Source organism: Streptomyces microflavus, assembly GCF_014650075.1.
GTDB lineage: Bacteria > Actinomycetota > Actinomycetes > Streptomycetales > Streptomycetaceae > Streptomyces > Streptomyces microflavus.
Window position 1 is genome coordinate 95,105 of record NZ_BMUG01000012.1, and the last position, 19,979, is coordinate 115,083.

17 protein-coding genes are annotated in these 19,979 nt (G+C 71.5%); 10 read left to right on the plus strand and 7 right to left on the minus strand.

Going from position 1 to position 19,979, the window contains the following annotated elements:
• Positions 1-177 precede the first annotated feature (177 nt).
• Positions 178-2,304, minus strand: a complete 2,127-nt coding sequence (locus tag IE264_RS30875; protein WP_032756360.1) for a serine/threonine-protein kinase — start codon at positions 2,302-2,304, stop codon at positions 178-180.
• Positions 2,305-2,608: 304 nt separating this feature from the next.
• Entirely contained in the window at positions 2,609-4,315 is a 1,707-nt protein-coding gene (locus IE264_RS30880) for a glycerol-3-phosphate dehydrogenase/oxidase (protein WP_032756361.1), read from the minus strand.
• A gap of 246 nt (positions 4,316-4,561) precedes the next feature.
• On the opposite strand from IE264_RS30880, the gene IE264_RS30885 reads away from it, so the two are divergent.
• On the plus strand, positions 4,562-5,824 hold the full coding sequence (locus IE264_RS30885; protein WP_015610800.1) for a nucleotide sugar dehydrogenase: 1,263 nt from the start codon (positions 4,562-4,564) through the stop codon (positions 5,822-5,824).
• 132 nt (positions 5,825-5,956) lie between these two features.
• Complete coding sequence (locus tag IE264_RS30890; protein ID WP_032756363.1) at positions 5,957-6,595, plus strand: hypothetical protein; 639 nt, start codon at positions 5,957-5,959, stop codon at positions 6,593-6,595.
• Positions 6,596-6,676: 81 nt separating this feature from the next.
• On the opposite strand, the gene IE264_RS30895 is transcribed toward IE264_RS30890, so the two are convergent.
• From IE264_RS30895 to IE264_RS30910, 4 genes are all read right to left on the minus strand, one after another.
• Positions 6,677-7,801 (minus strand): GuaB3 family IMP dehydrogenase-related protein, encoded by a 1,125-nt coding sequence (locus IE264_RS30895; RefSeq protein ID WP_015610798.1) that lies wholly within the window; start codon positions 7,799-7,801, stop codon positions 6,677-6,679.
• A 116-nt stretch (positions 7,802-7,917) separates the two neighbouring features.
• Entirely contained in the window at positions 7,918-9,420 is a 1,503-nt protein-coding gene (gene guaB, locus IE264_RS30900; protein ID WP_032756366.1) for an IMP dehydrogenase, read from the minus strand.
• 150 nt (positions 9,421-9,570) lie between these two features.
• Entirely contained in the window at positions 9,571-10,146 is a 576-nt protein-coding gene (locus IE264_RS30905; RefSeq protein WP_006126954.1) for a sigma-70 family RNA polymerase sigma factor, read from the minus strand.
• A 278-nt stretch (positions 10,147-10,424) separates the two neighbouring features.
• Positions 10,425-11,036, minus strand: a complete 612-nt coding sequence (locus tag IE264_RS30910; RefSeq protein ID WP_003948568.1) for a response regulator transcription factor — start codon at positions 11,034-11,036, stop codon at positions 10,425-10,427.
• 449 nt (positions 11,037-11,485) lie between these two features.
• Between IE264_RS30910 and IE264_RS30915 the strand changes: the two genes are divergently transcribed.
• Positions 11,486-11,827, plus strand: a complete 342-nt coding sequence (locus IE264_RS30915) for a WhiB family transcriptional regulator (protein ID WP_015610796.1) — start codon at positions 11,486-11,488, stop codon at positions 11,825-11,827.
• A gap of 88 nt (positions 11,828-11,915) precedes the next feature.
• Here the strand turns inward: IE264_RS30915 and IE264_RS30920 are convergent, their stop codons facing one another.
• On the minus strand, positions 11,916-12,806 hold the full coding sequence (locus IE264_RS30920) for a LysR family transcriptional regulator (protein ID WP_015610795.1): 891 nt from the start codon (positions 12,804-12,806) through the stop codon (positions 11,916-11,918).
• 80 nt (positions 12,807-12,886) lie between these two features.
• Here IE264_RS30920 and IE264_RS30925 point away from each other — a divergent pair, with 80 nt between their 5' ends.
• The 7 genes from IE264_RS30925 to IE264_RS30955 all read left to right on the plus strand — a co-directional run bounded on the left by IE264_RS30925 (position 12,887) and on the right by IE264_RS30955 (position 19,958).
• Complete coding sequence (locus IE264_RS30925) at positions 12,887-13,579, plus strand: MOSC domain-containing protein (RefSeq protein WP_032756368.1); 693 nt, start codon at positions 12,887-12,889, stop codon at positions 13,577-13,579.
• Positions 13,580-13,589: 10 nt separating this feature from the next.
• Positions 13,590-14,363 (plus strand): SDR family NAD(P)-dependent oxidoreductase, encoded by a 774-nt coding sequence (locus IE264_RS30930; protein ID WP_032756371.1) that lies wholly within the window; start codon positions 13,590-13,592, stop codon positions 14,361-14,363.
• Positions 14,364-14,475: 112 nt separating this feature from the next.
• Entirely contained in the window at positions 14,476-15,600 is a 1,125-nt protein-coding gene (locus IE264_RS30935) for a substrate-binding domain-containing protein (RefSeq protein WP_032756373.1), read from the plus strand.
• Positions 15,601-15,731: 131 nt separating this feature from the next.
• Complete coding sequence (locus IE264_RS30940; RefSeq protein ID WP_032756375.1) at positions 15,732-17,060, plus strand: ABC transporter substrate-binding protein; 1,329 nt, start codon at positions 15,732-15,734, stop codon at positions 17,058-17,060.
• Positions 17,057-18,100: a carbohydrate ABC transporter permease gene (locus IE264_RS30945; RefSeq protein WP_229887854.1), complete on the plus strand. Its 1,044-nt coding sequence runs from the start codon at positions 17,057-17,059 to the stop codon at positions 18,098-18,100. Before IE264_RS30940 ends, IE264_RS30945 begins: the two co-directional genes overlap by 4 nt.
• Entirely contained in the window at positions 18,097-18,948 is an 852-nt protein-coding gene (locus IE264_RS30950; RefSeq protein ID WP_031127415.1) for a carbohydrate ABC transporter permease, read from the plus strand. Before IE264_RS30945 ends, IE264_RS30950 begins: the two co-directional genes overlap by 4 nt.
• Positions 18,945-19,958 (plus strand): hydroxyacid dehydrogenase, encoded by a 1,014-nt coding sequence (locus IE264_RS30955; RefSeq protein WP_015610788.1) that lies wholly within the window; start codon positions 18,945-18,947, stop codon positions 19,956-19,958. The genes IE264_RS30950 and IE264_RS30955 overlap by 4 nt, the downstream gene beginning before the upstream one ends.
• The last annotated feature ends 21 nt before the right edge of the window (positions 19,959-19,979 follow it).

The following is a 19,979-nucleotide window of genomic DNA, read 5'->3' on the forward strand; positions in this document are numbered from 1 at the left end:
TCCCCCGGCCATCTGTACCGTACGAATCAGTCAGTTGTGGTCATTCGGCGGGCAATTGACCCACTGTTCCGGCTGCGTACGGTCTCCGTCGTCTTACGATACGTGGCAACGCGGGCCATTGGGCCGGGTCGTGGCAACCCGGCCCACCCAATACCTCTCGCCCGCGCCGCCCGACGGCTACTTCGTGGGCTTGAACGTGGCGAACGCCGTCTCGCGCAGCGTGCGGCACTCGTCGCCGTCCCACTCCTCCACCTTGCAGCTGATCATGATCGAGTAGCCGCGCCCGGCGTCGACCTTGAAGCCCCGGTTGAGCACCCGGACCCGGACGCCGCTGTGGCTGCGCTCGAACGTCCAGTCCGCGACGGTCGGATACCCGTTGTACTCGACCTTCTTTATGCTGACGTGCTTGTAGCCGTCGCTGAGACCCCTGGCGCTGGCGACGGCCCCGCGCCAGGCGGCGGCCGCGTCGTCCTTGGGCGAGCCGTTGAAGTCGACCTGGACCCGGGGGAAGCCGCCACGCTCGGCGTTGTAGATACCGCCGGAGTTGGAGCCCGCTATGGCCGTGCGCTTGAAGGTGCCCGGCATCGCCATGTCGAAGTGGAAGCGGTCGTCGCTGACCGCCTTGTACCCGGCGGGCAGTGCGTCGCCCGGACCACCGGTCTTCGGATCGCCTGACGGGTCACCGGTGGGACCATCGGTCTTCGGATCGTCCGCGGGGTCGCCGGACGGGTCACCGGACGCCTTGCCGTCCTCGGTGCCCTGACCGTCCTTCCGGCCGCCTTCGGAGCCGCCCTCGGTGTCGCCCTCGCCCTCGGACCCGCCTGCCGCCGCTCCGGCGGAGGCCGCGGTGTCGCCCTTGCCGTTACTGGCGTTGGCCTTGTCGTCACCGTCGCCCAGGGTGAGCGCGAGGACGGTGCCGAGGATCGCCAGCACCACGACGCCCGCGATGATCGCGAGCGTGCGGCGCGGCACGACATCGGTGATCGAGGCGCGGACGGTGGCCGGTGAGGTCGGGGGGCGCTGCGGGGGTACGGCGGCGGCCGCGGAACTCGTCGGCCTCGCGGCGGACTTCGTGCCGGTGGCCGTGGCAGTGGTCGCCGCGGGGGCGGATGCCGAGGCCGTCGCGGCCTTACCGCCCGGTGTGCCGGGGGGCGTGGCGGGCCTGGGCGGGGTGGCGGGCGTTCCGGTGGCCGCGGCGGCCGGGGAGGCGGAGGCTGCCGCCGCCGCGCCTGCGGCGACCCCGGTGGCCGCCTTCGCGCCGCGCACGGAACGCAGCGCTCCGCGCAGCCGGTCGCGCGCCCCCTCGCCGGGCTCGCCCGACGCACCGGTCTGCTTCGGCGGCTTGGGAGCCTTCGTCAGCTTCGCGGCCATGCCCGCGCCGGCCTCGGCGTCGGGGTCCGCCGGCAGGGCCATGACCTGGGTGGAGTCGGCGGGCGGGACCACGGGGGCGTCGGGGGCGTTGATCACCTTGTTGAGCAGCGCCCGTGCCCCGGCGTCGTCGAGCCGCTGGTCGGGGTCCCGGGCGAGCAGCCCGTAGATGACCTCGGTCAGCGGGCCCGCGTTCTTCGGCGGGTCGAGCGGCTCGGTCATCACGGCCGTCAGGGTGGCGATGGCCGAGCCCTTGTCGTACGGCGGGCAGCCCTCGACGCTCGCGTACAGCAGTCCGCCGAGCGACCACAGGTCGGCGGGCGGTCCGGGCTTGTGGCCGCGGGCCCGCTCCGGCGAGATGTACGAGGGGGCGCCGACGAGCATGCCGGTGGAGGTGACCGAAGGGTCGCCCTCCACCTGGGCGATGCCGAAGTCGGTGAGTACGACACGGCCGTCCTCGGCGATCAGCACGTTGGACGGCTTCACATCGCGGTGCAGGATGCCCTCGCGGTGCGCCGAGCGCAGTACGTCGAGGATGGCGAGCCCGACCTCCGCGGCCCGCCGGGGCGTCAGCGTGCCGTCCTCACGGATCGCTTCGGCCAGCGACTTGCCCTCGATCAGCTCCATCACGATCCACGGGCGGTCGTCCTCGTCGACCACGTCGTAGACGGTCACCGCGCCGTTGTTGCGGATCCGCGCGATGGCCTTTGCCTCACGCAGGGTGCGCGTGATCAGCCGGCGCTTCTCGTCCTCGTCGATGGCTCCGGGGAACCGCAGTTCCTTGACCGCCACCGTACGGCCGAGCGTCTCGTCGGCAGCGCGCCAGACCGTGCCCATGCCGCCCCGGCCGAGCACCTCCCCGAGCCGGTACCGCCCCGCGAGGAGACGACCGTTCTTGTCCCGTTGGGGCTCCCGTGCCTGCTCCGCCTCCGACATGCGTCCCCTCTGCGATCAACCCGCCCTGGCAGAGCGTTCATTGTCCCTCACCCCGGGACCGGTCCTGGTGCCGGGTCCGGGGTCCGCCACGATGGGGCCCGAAGAGGGAATCCCCCACAGCCTCCTACCAACCCGGCCTCCCCGTCCAGCGCCGTCCGAACGGCCACCGCCGCGGGACCGGGCCCTTCCCGCCCAACTGGCCCGGACCTGAAGGGCGGTGACCGGCGGTCCCCGCCCCAGCGGTGCCTGCCCCGCCGGTGCCCGCCCCAGCGGTGACCGCCCGGGTGGGCACCCGGGGCCCCTCCTAGATCGGCACGATGTCCGGAGCGCCGAGCCGGGCCGCATCCGCCGTGAGGTCGTCGGGCTGCCGCTGCGACTCGCGCTCGGCCTCCACCCGCTTCTCGTAGTGCTCGACCTCCCGGTCGATCTGCCCCTCGTCCCAGCCCAGCACCGGTGCCATCAGCTCCGCGCAGAGGCGGGCGCTGCGGGTGCCCCGGTCGAAGGTCTCGATGGAGATGCGGGTGCGCCGGGTCAGCACGTCGTCCAGGTGCCGGGCGCCCTCGTGGGATGCGGCGTAGACGATCTCGGCGCGGAGGTAGTCGTCGGCGGCGGGCAGGGGTTCGCCCAGGGTGGGGTCGGCCAGGATCAGTTCCAGAATTTCTTCCGTCATTGAGCCGTACCGGTTGAGCAGGTGCTCCACCCGGACGACATGGAGCCCGGTCCGGGCCGCGATCCTGGCCCGCGCGTTCCACAGGGCCTTGTACCCCTCGGCGCCCAGCAGCGGGGTGTCCTCGGTGACGCAGGCGGCGACCCGCTGGTCGAGCCCGTGCACCGCCTCGTCCACCGCGTCCTTGGCCATGACCCGGTACGTCGTGTACTTGCCACCCGCCACGACCACCAGGCCGGGGGCGGGGTGGGCCACGGTGTGCTCGCGCGACAGCTTGCTGGTGGCGTCCGACTCACCGGCCAGCAGCGGGCGCAGTCCGGCGTAGACCCCCTGGACGTCGTCCCTGGTCAGCGGGGTGTTGAGGACGGAGTTGACGTGTTCGAGCAGGTAGTCGATATCGGCGCTGGAGGCGGCCGGGTGGGCCTTGTCCAGGTCCCAGTCGGTGTCCGTGGTGCCGATGATCCAGTGCCTGCCCCAGGGGATCACGAAGAGGACGGACTTCTCGGTGCGCAGGATGAGGCCGGTGGCGGAGTGGATGCGGTCCTTGGGGACGACCAGGTGGATGCCCTTGGAGGCCCGGACGTGGAACTGTCCGCGCTCGCCGATGAGCCCCTGGGTGTCGTCCGTCCACACACCGGTCGCGTTGACCACCTGCTTGGCCCGGACCTCGTACTCCTTGCCGCCCTCGACGTCCTGCACCAGTGCGCCCACGACCCGCTCGCCCTCGCGGAGGAAGCCGATCACCCGGGCGCGGTTCGCCACCTGGGCCCCGTAGGAGGCGGCGGTGCGGACCAGCTCGGTGACGAAACGGGCGTCGTCCATCTGGGCGTCGTAGTACTGCAGGGCGCCGACCAGGGCGTCCTTCTTGAGCGCCGGGGCGACCCGCAGGGCATGGCGGCGGGAGAGGTGGCGGTGCACGGGGAGGCCCCGGCCGTGGCCCGAGGAGACCGACATCGCGTCGTACAGCGCGACGCCTGAGCCCGCGTAGAGCCGCTCCCACCCCTTGTGCTGCAACGGGTAGAGGAAGGGCACCGGCTTCACGAGGTGCGGGGCGAGCCGCTCCAGGAGCAGCCCGCGCTCCTTCAGCGCCTCGCGCACCAGGGCGAAGTCGAGCATCTCCAGATAGCGCAGCCCCCCGTGGATCAGCTTGCTCGACCTGCTCGAAGTGCCCGACGCCCAGTCGCGCGCCTCGACCAGACCGGTCGAGAGTCCTCTGGTGGCGGCGTCCAGCACCGTCCCGGCGCCGACGACCCCCGCCCCCACGACCAGCACGTCCAGTTCGCGCTCGGCCATGGCGGCGAGCGCGGCGGTGCGCTCGGCGGGTCCCAGTGTCGCTGTCCTCACTGCTGCCTCCCGGTGGATCGGGGTGGTCGGACACGGGAGTGCCACCCGGCCGAGGGGCCGGCCGCCCGTGTCCACTCCTCGATTCTGTCCGCGCTCCCCGACTTCAGCCACCGCCTGTGGACAACACCCGGACGACAGGCGTCACGCAATGCGACATATAGGTCATATTTACGCCTAGTCTGACATTGCACTGTCCACAGCGGTTGCGCTTTTCGCACTCCGGTCTTAGGGAAGGCGGCCTTCGACATGCCCGCAGACCTCGCCGTCATCGGACTCGGCCATCTCGGCCTGCCCCTCGTCCAGGCCGCCGTGGCCGCCGGGATCGACACCGTCGGCTACGACACCGACCCACGCCCCTGCGCGGAACTGCGGGCGGGCCGCACCCCTGTCGAGGGCTCCCTCACCGCGTCCGAGATCCGCCGCATGCTCTCCGGCGGCTTCCGCCCCACCACCAGCGCCGCCGAGCTGGGCCGGGTCCGTACCGCCGTGATCTGCGCCCCCACCCCCCTCGGCCCCGACCGCACGGTCGACCTCACCGCCCTCGGCGACGCCGCCCGCGCCCTGGCCGCCCGGCTGCGCCCGCACACCACCGTGCTGCTGGAATCCGCCGTACCGCCCGGCACCACCGAGAACTTCCTGCGCCCGCTGCTCGAAGAGGGCTCCGGGCTCGTCGCCGGACGGGACTTCCACCTCGCCTGCTCCCCCAGCCGGCTCGACCCCGGCAACCGCACCCACACCTACGCCTCCACCCCCAAGGTCATCGGCGGCCTCACCTCCGCCTGCACCGAGTCGGCCGCCGCCTTCTACGGACGCCTCACCGACAAGGTCGTACGGGCCCGGGGGCCGCGTGAGGCGGAGATGACGAAGGTGCTGGAGACCAACTTCCGGCACGTCAACATCGCGCTGGTCAACGAGATGGCGGTGGCCTGCCACGACCTCGGTATCGACCTGTGGGACGTCATCCGGTGCGCGGAGACCAAGCCCTTCGGCTTCCAGCCCTTCCGGCCGGGCCCCGGCGTCGGCGGCCACGGTGTCCCGGTGGACCCGGGCTGCCTCCCGTACAGCAGCCGCACCCCCGGCCACCCCCTGCGGATGGTCTCGCTGGCGCAGGAGATCAACGACCGGATGCCCAGCTACGTCATCCAGCGCTGCGCCACCCTGCTGAACGAGCACGGCAAGTCCGTGCGGGGCGCGCGGGTGCTGCTGCTCGGCGTCACCTACAAGCCGGACAGCGCCGACCAGGAGGCCGCGCCCGCCCGCGAGATCGCCACCCGGCTGATGGACATGGGCGCCCAGATCGGCTATCACGACCCGCACGTCCTGGACTGGCGGGTGCGCGAACTCCCCGTCCCGCGCGCCGACTCGCTGTACGAGGCGGCAGCGGCGGCCGACCTGACCGTACTGCTCCAGCAGCACCGCACCTACGACCTCCAGGGCCTCGCGGTGAAGGCGCAGCTTCTTCTGGACACCCGGGGGGCCACTCCGGCGGGGGCGGCACACCGGCTCTGATGCCGCGTACCGGCCACCGAGATTGCTAGTGACCGATTCCGGTGCGTACTGCTACCGTGCGGCGTCACAGAGCGCACACGTGTTCGCGTCAAGAACCGCACCTGCGCATTTCGCCCCAGGGGGAGACCCAGCGTGAGCCAGCCCGTACAGCCGCCTAACCAGCCCCAGCAGCCGTACGGCGGCCAGCCCGCCGACGGCAACCCGTACGCCGGCGCCCCCGCCGCCCCCACGGGCAACCCCTACGGCGACCAGCCCCCCGCCCCGACCGGCAACCCCTACGGCCAGCAGCCCCCGGCGCCCACCGGCAACCCCTTCGGGGGCCAGCAGCCCGGCCCGTTCGGCGGAGCGCCGTTCGCCCCGGCTCCCCCGGCCCGCAACAACCTGGCCCTCGGTGTACTGGTCGCCCTCGGCGCGGCGGTCGTCGCTGCCATCCTGTACGGCGTGATCCTCGGTTCGATCGAGCGCGAGATCGGTTACGCGGCGGTCGGCGTCGGCTTCCTCGTCGGCTTCGCGGCCGCCAAGCTCGGCGGCGCCAACCCGGTGACCATCGCGGCGGCCGCCGTCTTCTCGATCGGCGCGGTCTACCTCGGCCAGCTCATCGGCTACGCCATGGTGATGTCGGACGTCGCCAGGGTCTCGTTCTCCGAGGTGTTCCTCGACCACTTCGACGCCGTGACGCAGGTCTGGAAGGAAGATGCCGACTTCATGCGGTACCTCTTCCTCGCCCTCGGTGCCGTGGCCGCGATCGGTGGCGCCAAGAAGGCGGGCTGACACCCTGTCGGTCCATACGGAAGGGCCCGGACCGTTCGTCGGTCCGGGCCCTTCCGTATGTACGGGACGCGTACGGGCGGGTCAGCGGCGGTGCTGCGAGTCCGCCACCGTCACCTCGACGCGCTGGAACTCCTTCAGGTCGCTGTAGCCGGTGGTGGCCATCGCGCGGCGCAGGGCGCCGAAGATGTTCATCGAGCCGTCCGGGGTGTGCGAGGGGCCGGTGAGGACCTCCTCCGTCGTCCCGACCGAACCGAGGTCGACCAGCTTGCCGCGCGGCACGTCCTCGTGGACGGCCTCCATGCCCCAGTGGCGGCCGCGGCCCGGCGCGTCCGTCGCACGGGCCAGCGGGGAGCCCATCATCACGGCGTCCGCACCGCAGGCGATGGCCTTCGGCAGGTCGCCGGACCAGCCGACGCCGCCGTCGGCGATGACGTGCACGTACCGGCCGCCGGACTCGTCCATGTAGTCGCGGCGGGCGCCGGCCACGTCCGCGACGGCGGTGGCCATCGGGACCTGGATGCCGAAGACGTTGCGCGTGGTGTGCGCGGCGCCGCCGCCGAAGCCGACGAGGACACCGGCCGCGCCGGTGCGCATGAGGTGCAGGGCGGCGGTGTACGTGGCGCAGCCGCCGACGATGACCGGGACGTCCAGCTCGTAGATGAACTGCTTCAGGTTGAGCGGCTCGGCCGCACCCGAGACGTGCTCGGCGGAGACCGTCGTACCGCGGATGACGAAGATGTCCACCCCGGCGTCGACGACGGCCTTGGAGAACTGGGCGGTGCGCTGCGGGGAGAGCGCGGCGGCGGTGACGACACCGGAGTCGCGCACCTCCTTGATGCGCTGCCCGATCAGCTCCTCCTGGATGGGGGCGGAGTAGATCTCCTGGAGCCGGCGGGTCGCGGCCTCGACCGGCATCTCGGCGATCTCGTCCAGCAGCGGCTGCGGGTCGGCGTGCCGGGTCCACAGCCCTTCCAGGTTGAGGACGCCCAGTCCGCCGAGCTCACCGATGCGGATGGCGTGCTGCGGGGAGACCACGGAGTCCATGGGAGCGGCCAGGAACGGCAGCTCGAAACGGTAGGCGTCGATCTGCCAGGCGATCGAGACCTCCTTCGGGTCCCGGGTACGGCGGCTCGGTACGACAGCGATGTCGTCGAATGCGTAAGCCCGGCGGCCGCGCTTGCCGCGCCCGATCTCGATCTCAGTCACGATGTGTGGCCTTTCCCTCTACGTCTGCGCTGACCAGTATCCCCGACACGCGCCTGAGGGGCGGTACCGGGAACTCCGGTCCGCCCCTCACCTGCGGTGACGCGTTACTTCCTGCGTTACTTCCGGCTGTAGTTCGGTGCTTCCACCGTCATCTGGATGTCGTGCGGGTGGCTCTCCTTGAGACCCGCCGAGGTGATCCGGACGAAGCGGCCCTTGCTCTCCATCTGGTCCACGGACTCCGCGCCGACGTAGCCCATGGTCTGGCGGAGGCCGCCGACCAGCTGGTGCAGGACGTTGGCGAGCGGGCCTCGGTAGGGCACCTGGCCCTCGATGCCCTCGGGGACGAGCTTGTCGTCCGAGGAGACCTCGGCCTGGAAGTAGCGGTCCTTGGAGTACGAACGGCCCTGGCCGCGGGACTGCATGGCGCCCAGCGAACCCATGCCCCGGTACGACTTGAACTGCTTGCCGTTGATGAACATCAGCTCGCCCGGGGACTCCTCGCAGCCGGCGAGGAGGCTGCCCAGCATCACGCTGTCCGCGCCGGCGGCGAGCGCCTTGCCGATGTCGCCGGAGTACTGGAGGCCGCCGTCGCCGATGACCGGGACGCCCGCGGCACGGGCGGCGAGCGCGGCCTCGTAGATCGCGGTGACCTGCGGGACGCCGATACCGGCGACCACGCGGGTGGTACAGATCGAGCCGGGTCCGACGCCGACCTTCACCCCGTCGACACCGGCGTCGATCAGCGCCTGGGCGCCGTCGCGGGTGGCGACGTTGCCGCCGATGACGTCGATGGCGACGCTCGACTTGATCTTCGCCATCCAGTCGAGGGCGTTGCTGTTGTGGCCGTGCGAGGTGTCGACGATCAGGAAGTCGACCCCGGCGGAGGCGAGCGCCTGGGCGCGGTCCAGCGCCTCGGGGCTGGCACCGACGGCCGCACCGACCAGCAGACGGCCTTCGGCGTCCTTGGCGGCGTTGGGGTACTGCTCGGCCTTCTTGAAGTCCTTGACCGTGATGAGGCCCTTGAGGATCCCGGCCTCGTCGACCAGCGGCAGCTTCTCGATCTTGTGGCGGCGCAGCAGCTCCATGGCCTCCACGCCGGAGATCCCGACCCGGCCGGTGACGAGCGGCATCGGCGTCATGACCTCGCGCACCTGGCGCGAGCGGTCCGACTCGAAGGCCATGTCACGGTTGGTCACGATGCCGAGGAGCTTGCCCGCGGGGTCGGTGACCGGCACGCCGCTGATGCGGAACTTCGCGCAGAGCGCGTCCGCCTCGCCGAGCGTGGCGTCGGGGTGCACGGTGATCGGGTCGGTGACCATGCCGGACTCGGACCGCTTGACCAGGTCGACCTGGTTGACCTGGTCCTCGATCGAGAGGTTGCGGTGCAGTACGCCGACGCCGCCCTGACGGGCCATCGCGATGGCCATCCGGGACTCGGTCACCTTGTCCATGGCCGCCGACAGCAGGGGAATGTTCACCCGTACGTTCCGCGAGATGAGGGACGAGGTGTCGACCGCGTTGGGCAGGACCTCGGACGCGCCCGGCAGCAGCAGCACGTCGTCGTATGTCAGCCCGAGCGTTGCGAATTTCTCAGGCACTCCGTCGACGTTTGCAGTCATGACACCTTCCCCAAATGGTCTTGATCGGTGCGGATGTCCATGCTAACGGGCTCCACGGGTGTCTCATTCCACGATCAAGATCAGTTGGGCGTTCTGTAGCTTTCTACGGGACGCCGCAAGCTTTCTGCGGGACACCCCGCGCGGGTGTCCCTACTGCTCGGCGAGCGCCCGCAGGCGGCTGAGCGCCCGGTGCTGGGCGACCCGGACCGCGCCCGGGGACATGCCGAGCATCCGCCCGGTCTCCTCGGCGGTCAGTCCGACCGCGACCCGCAGCACCAGCAGCTCGCGCTGGCTCTCCGGGAGGTTGGCGAGGAGCTTCTTGGCCCAGGCGGCGTCGCTGCTGAGCAGGGCGCGCTCCTCCGGGCCGAGGGAGTCGTCGGGGCGCTCCGGCATCTCGTCGGAGGGGACGGCGGTCGATCCCGGGTGGCGCATCGCGGCGCGCTGGAGGTCGGCGACCTTGTGGCCGGCGATGGCGAAGACGAAGGCTTCGAAGGGCCTGCCGGTGTCCTTGTAGCGCGGCAGCGCCATCAGCACGGCGACGCAGACCTCCTGTGCGAGGTCCTCCACGAAGTGGCGAGCATCACCGGGCAGACGGTTGAGCCGGGAGCGGCAGTAGCGCAGGGCCAGGGGATGGACATGGGCCAGCAGATCGTGAGTGGCCTGCGCGTCGCCGTCGACGGCGCGGTGCACCAGAGCACCGATCACCGTGGTTTCGTCGTCGCGCATCGGACCATGGTGCCCTGATGCCGCAGGGTCCGCTCCATCGCGTCCCGAGTTGTGCACCGAAGCGTTATGAGCGGGTGCGCCGGATGTCATGTCCTGCGCCCTCCCCTTCCGCTCGACCGAATCGTTCCTGAGGAACTCCACGACTCAAGGATGCGTCATCGGCCGGGAAGCGTCACATGGCGCCGTCGGCGGGCGCCCGGATCCGGGGTCGTACCGCTGGTGACCCGTCCCGTCTCCCCGTCCGCCGGTCTGCGGACGGGGGCGGTCCGGGCCGGGCGTCAGCGGACCAGCCCCCAGCGGAATCCCAGGGCCACCGCATGGGCGCGGTCCGAGGCTCCGAGCTTCTTGAACAGCCGCCTGGCGTGGGTCTTGACCGTGTCCTCGGAGAGGAACAGCTCACGGCCGATCTCCGCGTTGGAGCGGCCGTGGCTCATCCCTTCGAGCACCTGGATCTCCCGCGCGGTGAGCGTCGGGGCCGCCCCCATCTCGGCGGACCGCAGCCGGCGCGGGGCGAGCCGCCACGTCGGGTCGGCCAGCGCCTGGGTGACGGTGGCCCGCAGTTCGGCGCGCGAGGCGTCCTTGTGCAGATAGCCGCGGGCACCGGCGGCGACCGCGAGCGCGACCCCGTCCAGGTCCTCGGCGACGGTCAGCATGATGATCCGGGCCCCGGGGTCGGCGGAGAGCAGCCGCCGGACCGTCTCCACACCCCCCAGACCGGGCATGCGTACGTCCATCAGAATCAGATCCGAACGGTCGGCCCCCCAGCGGCGGAGGACTTCCTCGCCGTTGGCCGCCGTGGTCACGCGCTCGACACCGGGCACGGTGGCCACCGCGCGACGGAGCGCTTCTCGGGCAAGCGGGGAGTCGTCGCAGACGAGGACGGATGTCATGACCGTCCTCCGCAGCTGATGCGCGTCACCTTGAGCCTCCAGGCTGATACAAGTCGTCACCTGTGCGGTTGACCCCTTCGGACATGTGCCCGAGCTCGTTCTCCGTCAACCGCATCCGCCCTCTTAACGATGGTCACTCGAAAGAGTTACGGGTCGGACCTTCGGGTTCGGCACTCTACGTGAGGGCCCGTGCACGGAGGAGAGCGACGCGGGTGATTCACCCGTCAACCGAATCTTCACTCCCCGACTTGCCCTATTTGGCGAGATTTCTTCCCTTTTAAGGGTGTCTGTGGCTAGATTCGCAAACAGTCATATTTACATCTACTAGCACCGCAGATGTACGGTCGAGACTCAGGTCACCGAAGAGACGATCGCCGATCACGGACCGCCGGTTCACCGGCGGTCGAGGATGCCGCTTCCGACACGGCATGGCTTCGAGGGGACAAGCAATGGCAGATTTCTCCCGCCTTCCCGGACCCAACGCAGACCTGTGGGACTGGCAGCTGCTGGCCGCCTGCCGAGGCGTCGACAGCTCCCTGTTCTTCCATCCCGAAGGCGAGCGCGGCGCCGCCCGCAGCGCTCGTGAGACCTCCGCCAAGGAGGTGTGCATGCGGTGCCCGGTACGCGCCGAGTGCGCGGCCCACGCCCTGGCCGTACGGGAGCCCTACGGGGTGTGGGGCGGCCTGACCGAGGACGAGCGCGAAGAGCTCATGGGCCGGGCCAGGACCCGGCTGATCACCGCGGCGCCCTCGGGCGTCACCACGGCCACCACGGGCTCCCGCCCGACCTGACACCCAACGGTCCCCATCGAACGCAGAAACGTTTCCCCATACGGTCCCGACGCCGCCACCGCCGCCCTGGCCCCCGGCCGTGCGGGTCTCAGCGGGCGGCTGCCCGGGCCAGCTGGTCCAGGGTGGCCGCCACCGCCGGGACCCGGGCCAGGTCCGGCAGGGTGAGCGCCACGATCTCCCGCTCGATCGCGGGCTCCACCGAGACGGTCCTCGCCCCCTTGGGCCGCACCGACTCGACGGCGAGCTCCGGCAGGACCGCCACGCCGAGTCCGGCCCCCACCAGGCCCATCACCGCCGGGTAGTCGTCGGTCGCGAAGTCGATCCGGGGGGTGAAGCCGGCCTCCTCGCAGACCTCCACCAGCTGACGGCGGCAGCGCGGGCAGCCCGCGATCCACGGCTCGTCCGCCAGCTCGTCGATACCCACGCTCGACGCGCCCGCCAGCCGGTGCCCCTCCGGGACCAGGCCGATCAGCCGGTCGGTGAGCAGCGGCCGGACCACCAGGTCGTCCCATTCGCCGCCGGACGTTCCGTACCGGAAGGCCAGGGCGATGTCGCAGTCGCCGTCGCGCAGCAGGTCGACCGAGCGCGGCGGCTCCGCCTCCACCAGCGAGACCCGGGTCCCGGGGTGCTCGGCCCGCAGGGCCGCCAGGGCGCCGGGGACCAGGGTGGAGCTGCCGCTCGGGAAGGAGACCAGCCGGACCCGGCCGGCCCGCAGTCCGGCGATGGCGGCGACCTCCTCCTCCGCGGCGGTCAGCCCGGCGAGGATGCCGGAGGCGTGCCGCACCAGCGCCTCGCCCGCCTGGGTGAGGCGCATCTCGCGCCCGGTGCGGATCAGCAGGGTGGTGCCGGCGGAGGACTCCAGGGCCTTCATCTGCTGGCTCACCGCGGGCTGGGTGCAGCCGAGTTCGCGGGCGGCGGCGGAGAACGAGCCGGTGGTGGAGACGGCGCGCAGGACGCGGAGGTGGCGTGCTTCGATCACCCGTCCACCATAAGAGGTTCTTGGATAGGAGGCGAACTAATGACGTACCCCTTTGAGGGCTGAGCCATTAGCGTGACCGCATGAGATTGCTGAGTGTGAATGTAGGCCGCCCCGCTCCCCTCCCGTCCGCGGGTGGCCCCGGCGGTCTGTCCGGGATCGACAAGCGGCCGTTCGAGGGGGCCGTGCGGGTCTCCGATCCCGGCCCCAAGGGGACGGGCGGCAGCGGGCTCGCCGGGGACGCGGTCTGCGACCTGCGCAACCACGGCGGCAGCGACCAGGCCGTGTACGCCTTCGCCCGGGAGGAGCTGGACGCCTGGGAGCGGCAGCTCGGCGGCCGGGAGCTGGCGAACGGGTCCTTCGGCGAGAACCTCACCACCCTCGGCGTCGATGTGAGCGGCGCGCTGATCGGTGAGCGCTGGCGGGTGGGGGCGGAGCTGCTCCTGGAGGTGACCTCCGGACGCATCCCGTGCCGGACCTTCGCCGACCACATCGGGGAGGAGAAGTGGGTGCGGCGGTTCACCCAGGAGGCGGTCACCGGCGCGTATCTGCGGGTCGTCGAGCCGGGCACGATCCGGGCCGGGGACCCCGTCGAGATCGTGCACCGCCCGGACCACGGGATCACCGCGGCCCTGCAGTTCCGGGCCGTGACGACCGAGCGCACCCTGCTGCCCTCCCTGCTGGTCGCAGCGTCGGCACTGCACCCGGAGGCGCTGCACAAGGCCCGGGAGTACGTGGCCCGAGGCGGTGGTTCCGGGGCGCGCGCGGGGCACTAACGTGCCGCGTATGACGACAGCACTGATTACGGGCGCGACGGCGGGCATCGGGGCGGCCTTCGCGCGCCGGCTCGCGAGCCAGGGGCACAACCTGGTGCTGGTGGCCCGGGACACCGCCCGGCTGCGCGAGCAGGCCACCGAACTCCACGACCGGCACGGCATCGAGGCCGAGGTGCTGAGCGCGGACCTGTCCACGGACGCCGGGATCGAGGCGGTCGCGAAGCGGCTCGCGGACCGCACCCACCCGGTCGACCTGCTGGTCAACAACGCGGGGTTCGGCAACAAGGGGCGCTACCTGGAAGTGCCCATGGCCGATGAGCTGACGATGCTGAAGGTGCACTGCGAGGCGGTGCTGCGACTGACCTCGGCCGCCACCACGGGCATGAAGGAGCGCGGCCGGGGCGGGGTGATCAACGTGGCGTCGGTGGCGGCGTTCGTACCGCGCGGCACGTACGGGGCGTCCAAGGCGTGGGTCGTGCAGTTCACCCAGGGAGCGGCGAAGGACCTGGCCGGGTCGGGGGTGCGGCTGATGGCGCTGTGCCCCGGCTTCGTCCGTACGGAGTTCCACGAGCGGGCCGGGATGGGCACCGGCAACATCCCGGGGTGGATGTGGCTGGACGCCGACAAGCTGGTGGCGACGGCCCTGGCGGATCTGGCCCGGGGCAAGTCGGTGTCGGTCCCGGACCCGCGCTACAAGGCGCTGATGGGGCTGGTGAAGGTGACCCCGCGCGGTCTGCTGGGCGGGGTCACCTCGCGTACGGGGCGCAAGTACGGGCCCCAGTAAGCGGGTCGGGCCGTGCAGGTCGGCGCACCCCCTCCCCCGTGCCGCCGCGTTGTGATCGAATGATCGGCCATCACTCATGGTTCGATCATTCTGCTCAAGGGGGGCTGTCACCGTGCGCGAAGGTGGAGCCGAACGACATGACCGGCTGCTGAACCTGGTCCGCGAGCGCGGGACCGTACGGGTGTCGGACCTGGCGGGGCGCCTCGGTGTCTCGGTGGTCACGGCCCGGCGCGATGTCGAGGCGCTGGCCTCCAGAGGGCTCCTGGAGCGGACGCACGGTTCGGTGTCCTGGCCCGCCGACCGGGGTCCGGCCGGTACGCCGGTGGGCGGCGGCCCGGTGATCGGGATGCTCGCCCCGGCGGCCGCGTACTACTTCGCCGAGGTCATCCGGGGCGCCCACGAGGCGGCCGCCCGGCTCGGCGCCCGGCTGATCCTGCGGGTCACCGACTACCGCCCCGAGGACGACGCCGCGCACGCCGCCGGGCTGCTGGCGGCCGGGGCCCAGGGGCTGCTGCTGGCGCCGAGCTGGACGGAGCCCGAGCACCCCGCGCGCTACAGCGACTGGATCGCGCGGCTGCCGGTCGAGAAGGTGCTGGTGGAGCGGGAAGGGGAGCCCGGCGGTCCGCTGGAGGGTCTTGACCGGGTCGGCTCCGACCACGCTCACGGGGTCCTCCTCGCCGTACGGCATCTGGTGCGGCTGGGGCACGGGACGCCGATGCTGGTCGCGCGGACGGACAGCCCCACCGCCCGGGCGGTACGCGCCGGTTACGGGCGGGCGCTGGAGACCCTGGGCCTGGCCGGGACCGAACCGCTGGTCGCCGCCGTCTCCGACGACCGCGACCCCGCCCTCTTCGAGCGGTCGGCGCTGGCCGTGCGGGACGCGGTGCGCGAGGGGCGGGCGAGTTCGGTGCTGATGCACAACGACGAGGACGCCATCCGCATGGTGCGCCGCCTGGCCGAGCTGGGGGTGCGGGTCCCCGGTGACCTGGCGCTGGTCACGTACGACGACGAGGTGGCCGCGCTCGCCGACACCCCGCTCAGCGCGGTGGCCCCGCCCAAGCGGGAGGTCGGGCGGTGCGCGGCGGAGCTGCTGGTGGAGCGGCTGTCCGGGCACCGGTACCCGGGCGGCGAGGGGGCCGCGCCCCGGCGTCATGTGGCGCTGCTGCCGGCCTTGCGGGTGCGGGGGTCCTGCGGTCGGCCGGGGGCGGAGGAAGCCGACCGTCTGGCGACGGTATGACCCCCTTCACACCTTCTTGAATCGATCATTATTCGATCATTCAATCTTTCGCTCTTGACTTCGCTCAGGAGGGATCGAAATATCGCGGCTACCCGCTCGTACCGTCGTCACGTCCGTACAGGAGCCATGCCGTGAGCCGCAGTTGGTCCCGTTCCGTCCATGCGCTGGTCGGCGCCGCCACCGCCCTCGCCGTTGTCACGGCGTGCGGCGGCGCCGACGACTCCCGCGCCCGAGGTACCGCCGACGACCCGGTGACCGTGTCCTTCTGGGCATGGACCAGGGGGTCGCAGGAGGTGGTGGACGCGTTCAACGCGACCCACGACACGATAAAGGTGGAGTTCGAGGAGATACCGTCCGGCGGTCTCGGCGGCTATCCGAAGATCGCCAACGCGGTGAAGGCGGGCATCGCCCCCGACCTGCTCTCCATCGAGTATCCGCAGCTGTCCGCGTTCGTCAGCCAGGGCTCGCTCCAGGACATCAGCGGCTATCTGACCGAGGACATCAAGAAGAAGTTCCTGCCGCAGACCATCGAGATGACCACGCTCGGCGGCAGGAACTGGGCGGTCCCGTTCGACGCGGCGCCCCAGGTCTTCTACTACCGCAAGGACTTCTTCACCGAGCACGGCATCACCCCGCCCACCACCTGGGACGGGTTCCGCGAGGCGGCCAAGCAGGTGCGGAAGGCCGGGCCGAGGACCCGGATCGCCACCTTCTTCCCCGACGACCCGACGTTCTTCCAGGCCATGGCGTGGCAGGCGGGCGCGCAGTGGTTCCGGGCCGACACCGACGCCTGGCGGGTCCACACCACCGACCCCGCCTCCGCCCGCACCGCCGCGTACTGGCAGGGCATGATCGACGACCGGCTCGTCTCCACCGCCTCCTCGTTCAGCCCCGAGTGGACCGGCTCCCTCAAGCAGGGCACCACCGTCGGCTACCTCGGGGCCTCCTGGGGCGCGGGCGTGCTCGCGGGCATCGTGCCCGAGCAGAAGGGCAAGTGGGCGGCGGTGCGGCTGCCGTCCTGGGAGGCGGACCGGCCGGCCAGCGGGATGATCGGCGGCTCCACGTTCGCCGTCAGCAAGGGCAGCTCCAAGACCGAGGCCGCCGTCGAGTTCGCGCTGTGGATGTCGACTCACGAGGACGCGATCAACGCCCGGATCGGGGCGAGCACGTCGAGCGCCCTGCCCGCCTCCCCCGCCATGGTGCCGATCGCGAAGAAGGCCTTCGACACGAGCTTCTACGGAGGCCAGGACCTGTACGGGCTCTTCGAGGAGGCGGGCGCCTCCATCGGGCCCGACTGGGTGTGGGGCCCGAGCCCCGGGGCCACCAACTCGGCGCTGGGCGACGCGCTCGGCGAGGTGGCCGGCGGCGGCGCGACGCTCCCGGACGCGATCAGGCGGGCCCATGACGCCACGGTCGCCGACCTGAGGAAGCGCGGCCTGAAGGTGGAGGACCCGTCATGAGCGGCGCACCCCGTCCCGCAAGCGGCAACGACGGAGGACGTCCACCGGAGGCGCCGAGCTCACAGGGGCGCCCGCCCGAAGCGCCCAGCTCACAGGAGCGCCCGGCGAAAGCGCCCAGTTCACAGGGCCACCCCTCGAAGGCCCTCAGCTCACGGGCCCGGACCCGGCTGGCGGCGGGCACCCTCCTCGCCCCCTTCTTCGCCCTCTTCACCGTGGCGATGATCGTCCCGGTCGCCTACGCGCTCTGGCTCAGCCTCTTCACCGAGAAGCAGTCCGGCCTCGGCTTCGACGGTCCGCGTACCGTCTTCGACGGGCTCGGCAACTACGCGGCGGCCCTGGGCGACCAGGCGTTCCGCGAGGGCTTCTGGGTGCTGCTCGGCTACTGCGCCTTCTACATCCCGCTGATGGGCGGCGGCGCGATCGTCCTGGCCCTGCTCCTGGACACCGCCCTGGCCCGCGCCCGCCGCTTCTTCCAGCTGGCGCTGTTCCTGCCGCACGCCATCCCCGGCCTGATCGCCGCGCTGATCTGGATCTACCTCTACACACCGCAGCTCTCCCCCGTCGTCGCCGCGATGGAGGCGGGCGGGATCGGCTTCGACTTCTTCTCCTCCGAGGGCACGCTCCCCTCCATCGTGAACATCGCGCTGTGGGAGTGGCTCGGCTACAACGTGGTGATCTTCTACGCCGCGCTCCAGGCCGTGGACCGCTCGCTGCTGGAGGCCGCGACCGTGGACGGCGCGGGCAACTGGCGGATCGCCTTCTCCATCAAGCTCCCCCTGATCCGCTCCTCCCTGGTGATGGTGCTGCTCTTCACGATCATCGGCTCGCTCCAGCTGTTCACCGAACCCCTGATCCTCAGCCGCGGCTCGGGCTCCGCGGTGACGAGCACCTGGACCCCGAACATGTACGCCTACAGCGCCGCGTTCGAGCGCAACGACTACGGCCTCGCGGCAGCGGCCTCCGTCCTCATCGCCCTCGTCGCCGCCGTGCTCTCCTTCGCCGTCACCCGCTTCACCAACCGGAAGGAGGCACGGCCATGACCTCCGGCACCAAGAACCGGTGGCTGTCGAAGACCGCGGTCAACGGCGTGCTCCTGATCGCCGCCCTCTACACGCTCTTCCCGCTGATCTGGCTGCTCACCGCCGCCACCAAGGACGCCGGGAACCTGCTGGGCGGTGACGTCTTCTCCTTCGAGGGCTTCGACCTCGCGCACAACCTGTCGGAGCTGACGTCCTACCAGGACGGGATCTACTTCCGCTGGTACGGCAACTCCCTGCTGTACGCGGGCGTCGGGGCGCTGGGCTGTTCGCTGGTGAGCGTCGCCGCCGGGTACGCCTTCGACAAGTACCGCTTCCGGGGCAAGGAGAAGCTGTTCGCCCTGGTGCTGCTGGGCGTGCTGCTGCCCTCCACCGCCCTGTCCCTGCCGCTGTACCTGCTGGCCGTCGAGACCGGCACCGTCAACACCTACTGGGCGGTGCTGATCCCGGCGCTGGTCAACCCGTTCGGCGTGTACCTGTCGCGGATCTTCAGCGCGGGCTACATCCCCGACGAGGTCCTGGAGGCCGCCCGGATCGACGGGGCCGGTGAGCTGCGGACCTTCTGGTCGGTCGGTCTGCGCATGGTCATGCCGGGCTTCGTGACGGTCTTCCTCTTCCAGTTCACCGCGATCTGGAACAACTTCTTCCTCCCGCTGGTGATGCTCTCGGACAAGGACCTCTACCCGCTGAGCCTGGGCCTCTACAACTGGCACAGCAACGCCAACGCCGACCCCGCCTTCTACCCGATGGTCGTCACCGGCTCCCTGCTCGCCGTCACCCCGCTGATCGTCGCCTTCGTCGTGCTCCAGCGGCACTGGAAGGCCGGTCTGACCGCGGGGAGCGTCAAATGACCACTCCCAAGGCCCTTCTCTCCATGGGCCCCGGCATCGCGGAACGCCTCTTCACCCCCGTACAGCGGGAGCGGCTCACCGCGCTCGTGGACACCGACCCGGCGCTGGTCGCCCACCGGCTGACCGATCCGGAGCCCGGGGTCGCGGCCGCGCTCGCCGGGGCGGAGCTGCTCATCACCTGCTGGGGCGCGCCCCCGCTCACCGCCGGTGTCCTCGCCGCCGCCCCCCGGCTGCGGGCCGTCGTGCACGCGGCCGGGAGCGTCAAGCACCACATCACTCCGGCCTGCTGGGATCGGGGTATCCAGGTCACCTCGGCGGCCTCGGCGAACGCGCTGCCGGTCGCCGAGTACACGCTGGCCGCGATCCTGTTCGCCGGGAAGAACGTCCTGGGCACCGCCCACCGCTACCGGCAGCTCCGCGCCCCGCACGACTGGCGGGCGGAGCTGGAGGGGCACGGCAACTACCGGCGGTGCGTGGGGATCGTGGGCGCCTCGCGGATCGGCCGCCGGGTGATCGAGCTGCTGCGCCCGTTCGACCTGGACGTCCTGCTCTTCGATCCGTACGTGGACACGGGGGCGGCGGCCCGCCTCGGCGCGGTGAAGGTGGGGCTCGACGAGCTCTGCGCCCGCAGCCGGGTCGTCTCGGTCCACGCGCCGGAGCTGCCCGCCACCCGGCACATGATCGGCGCCGCGCAGCTCGCGGCGATGGCGGACGGCACCACGCTGGTCAACACCTCGCGGGGTTCGCTGATCGATGGGGACGCGCTGCTGCCCGAGCTGGTGTCGGGGCGGCTGAACGCGGTCCTCGATGTGACGGAGCCGGAGGTTCCGCCGGCCGGATCCCCGCTGTACGACCTGGAGAACGTCCTGCTGACCCCGCATGTGGCGGGCTCCCTGGGGGACGAGATCCACCGCATGGGGGATTTCGCGCTGGACGAGGTGGCGCGTTACGTCCAGGGGCTGCCGTTCGCGGACCCGGTCACCCCGGACGGGCTGGCCCGCATGGCGTAGGCGGCGGGGCGGAGGCCCGGA

Bases quoted from the DNA above. Each gene is read 5' to 3' on its own strand.
- IE264_RS30875 (WP_032756360.1), bottom strand. From the start codon at position 2,304: ATGTCGGAGGCGGAGCAGGCACGGGAGCCCCAACGGGACAAGAACGGT.
- IE264_RS30885 (WP_015610800.1), top strand. From the start codon at position 4,562: ATGCCCGCAGACCTCGCCGTCATCGGACTCGGCCATCTCGGCCTGCCC.
- guaB (WP_032756366.1), bottom strand. From the start codon at position 9,420: ATGACTGCAAACGTCGACGGAGTGCCTGAGAAATTCGCAACGCTCGGG.
- IE264_RS30905 (WP_006126954.1), bottom strand. From the start codon at position 10,146: ATGCGCGACGACGAAACCACGGTGATCGGTGCTCTGGTGCACCGCGCC.
- IE264_RS30910 (WP_003948568.1), bottom strand. From the start codon at position 11,036: ATGACATCCGTCCTCGTCTGCGACGACTCCCCGCTTGCCCGAGAAGCG.
- IE264_RS30915 (WP_015610796.1), top strand. From the start codon at position 11,486: ATGGCAGATTTCTCCCGCCTTCCCGGACCCAACGCAGACCTGTGGGAC.
- IE264_RS30925 (WP_032756368.1), top strand. From the start codon at position 12,887: ATGAGATTGCTGAGTGTGAATGTAGGCCGCCCCGCTCCCCTCCCGTCC.
- IE264_RS30930 (WP_032756371.1), top strand. From the start codon at position 13,590: ATGACGACAGCACTGATTACGGGCGCGACGGCGGGCATCGGGGCGGCC.
- IE264_RS30945 (WP_229887854.1), top strand. From the start codon at position 17,057: ATGAGCGGCGCACCCCGTCCCGCAAGCGGCAACGACGGAGGACGTCCA.
- IE264_RS30950 (WP_031127415.1), top strand. From the start codon at position 18,097: ATGACCTCCGGCACCAAGAACCGGTGGCTGTCGAAGACCGCGGTCAAC.
- IE264_RS30955 (WP_015610788.1), top strand. From the start codon at position 18,945: ATGACCACTCCCAAGGCCCTTCTCTCCATGGGCCCCGGCATCGCGGAA.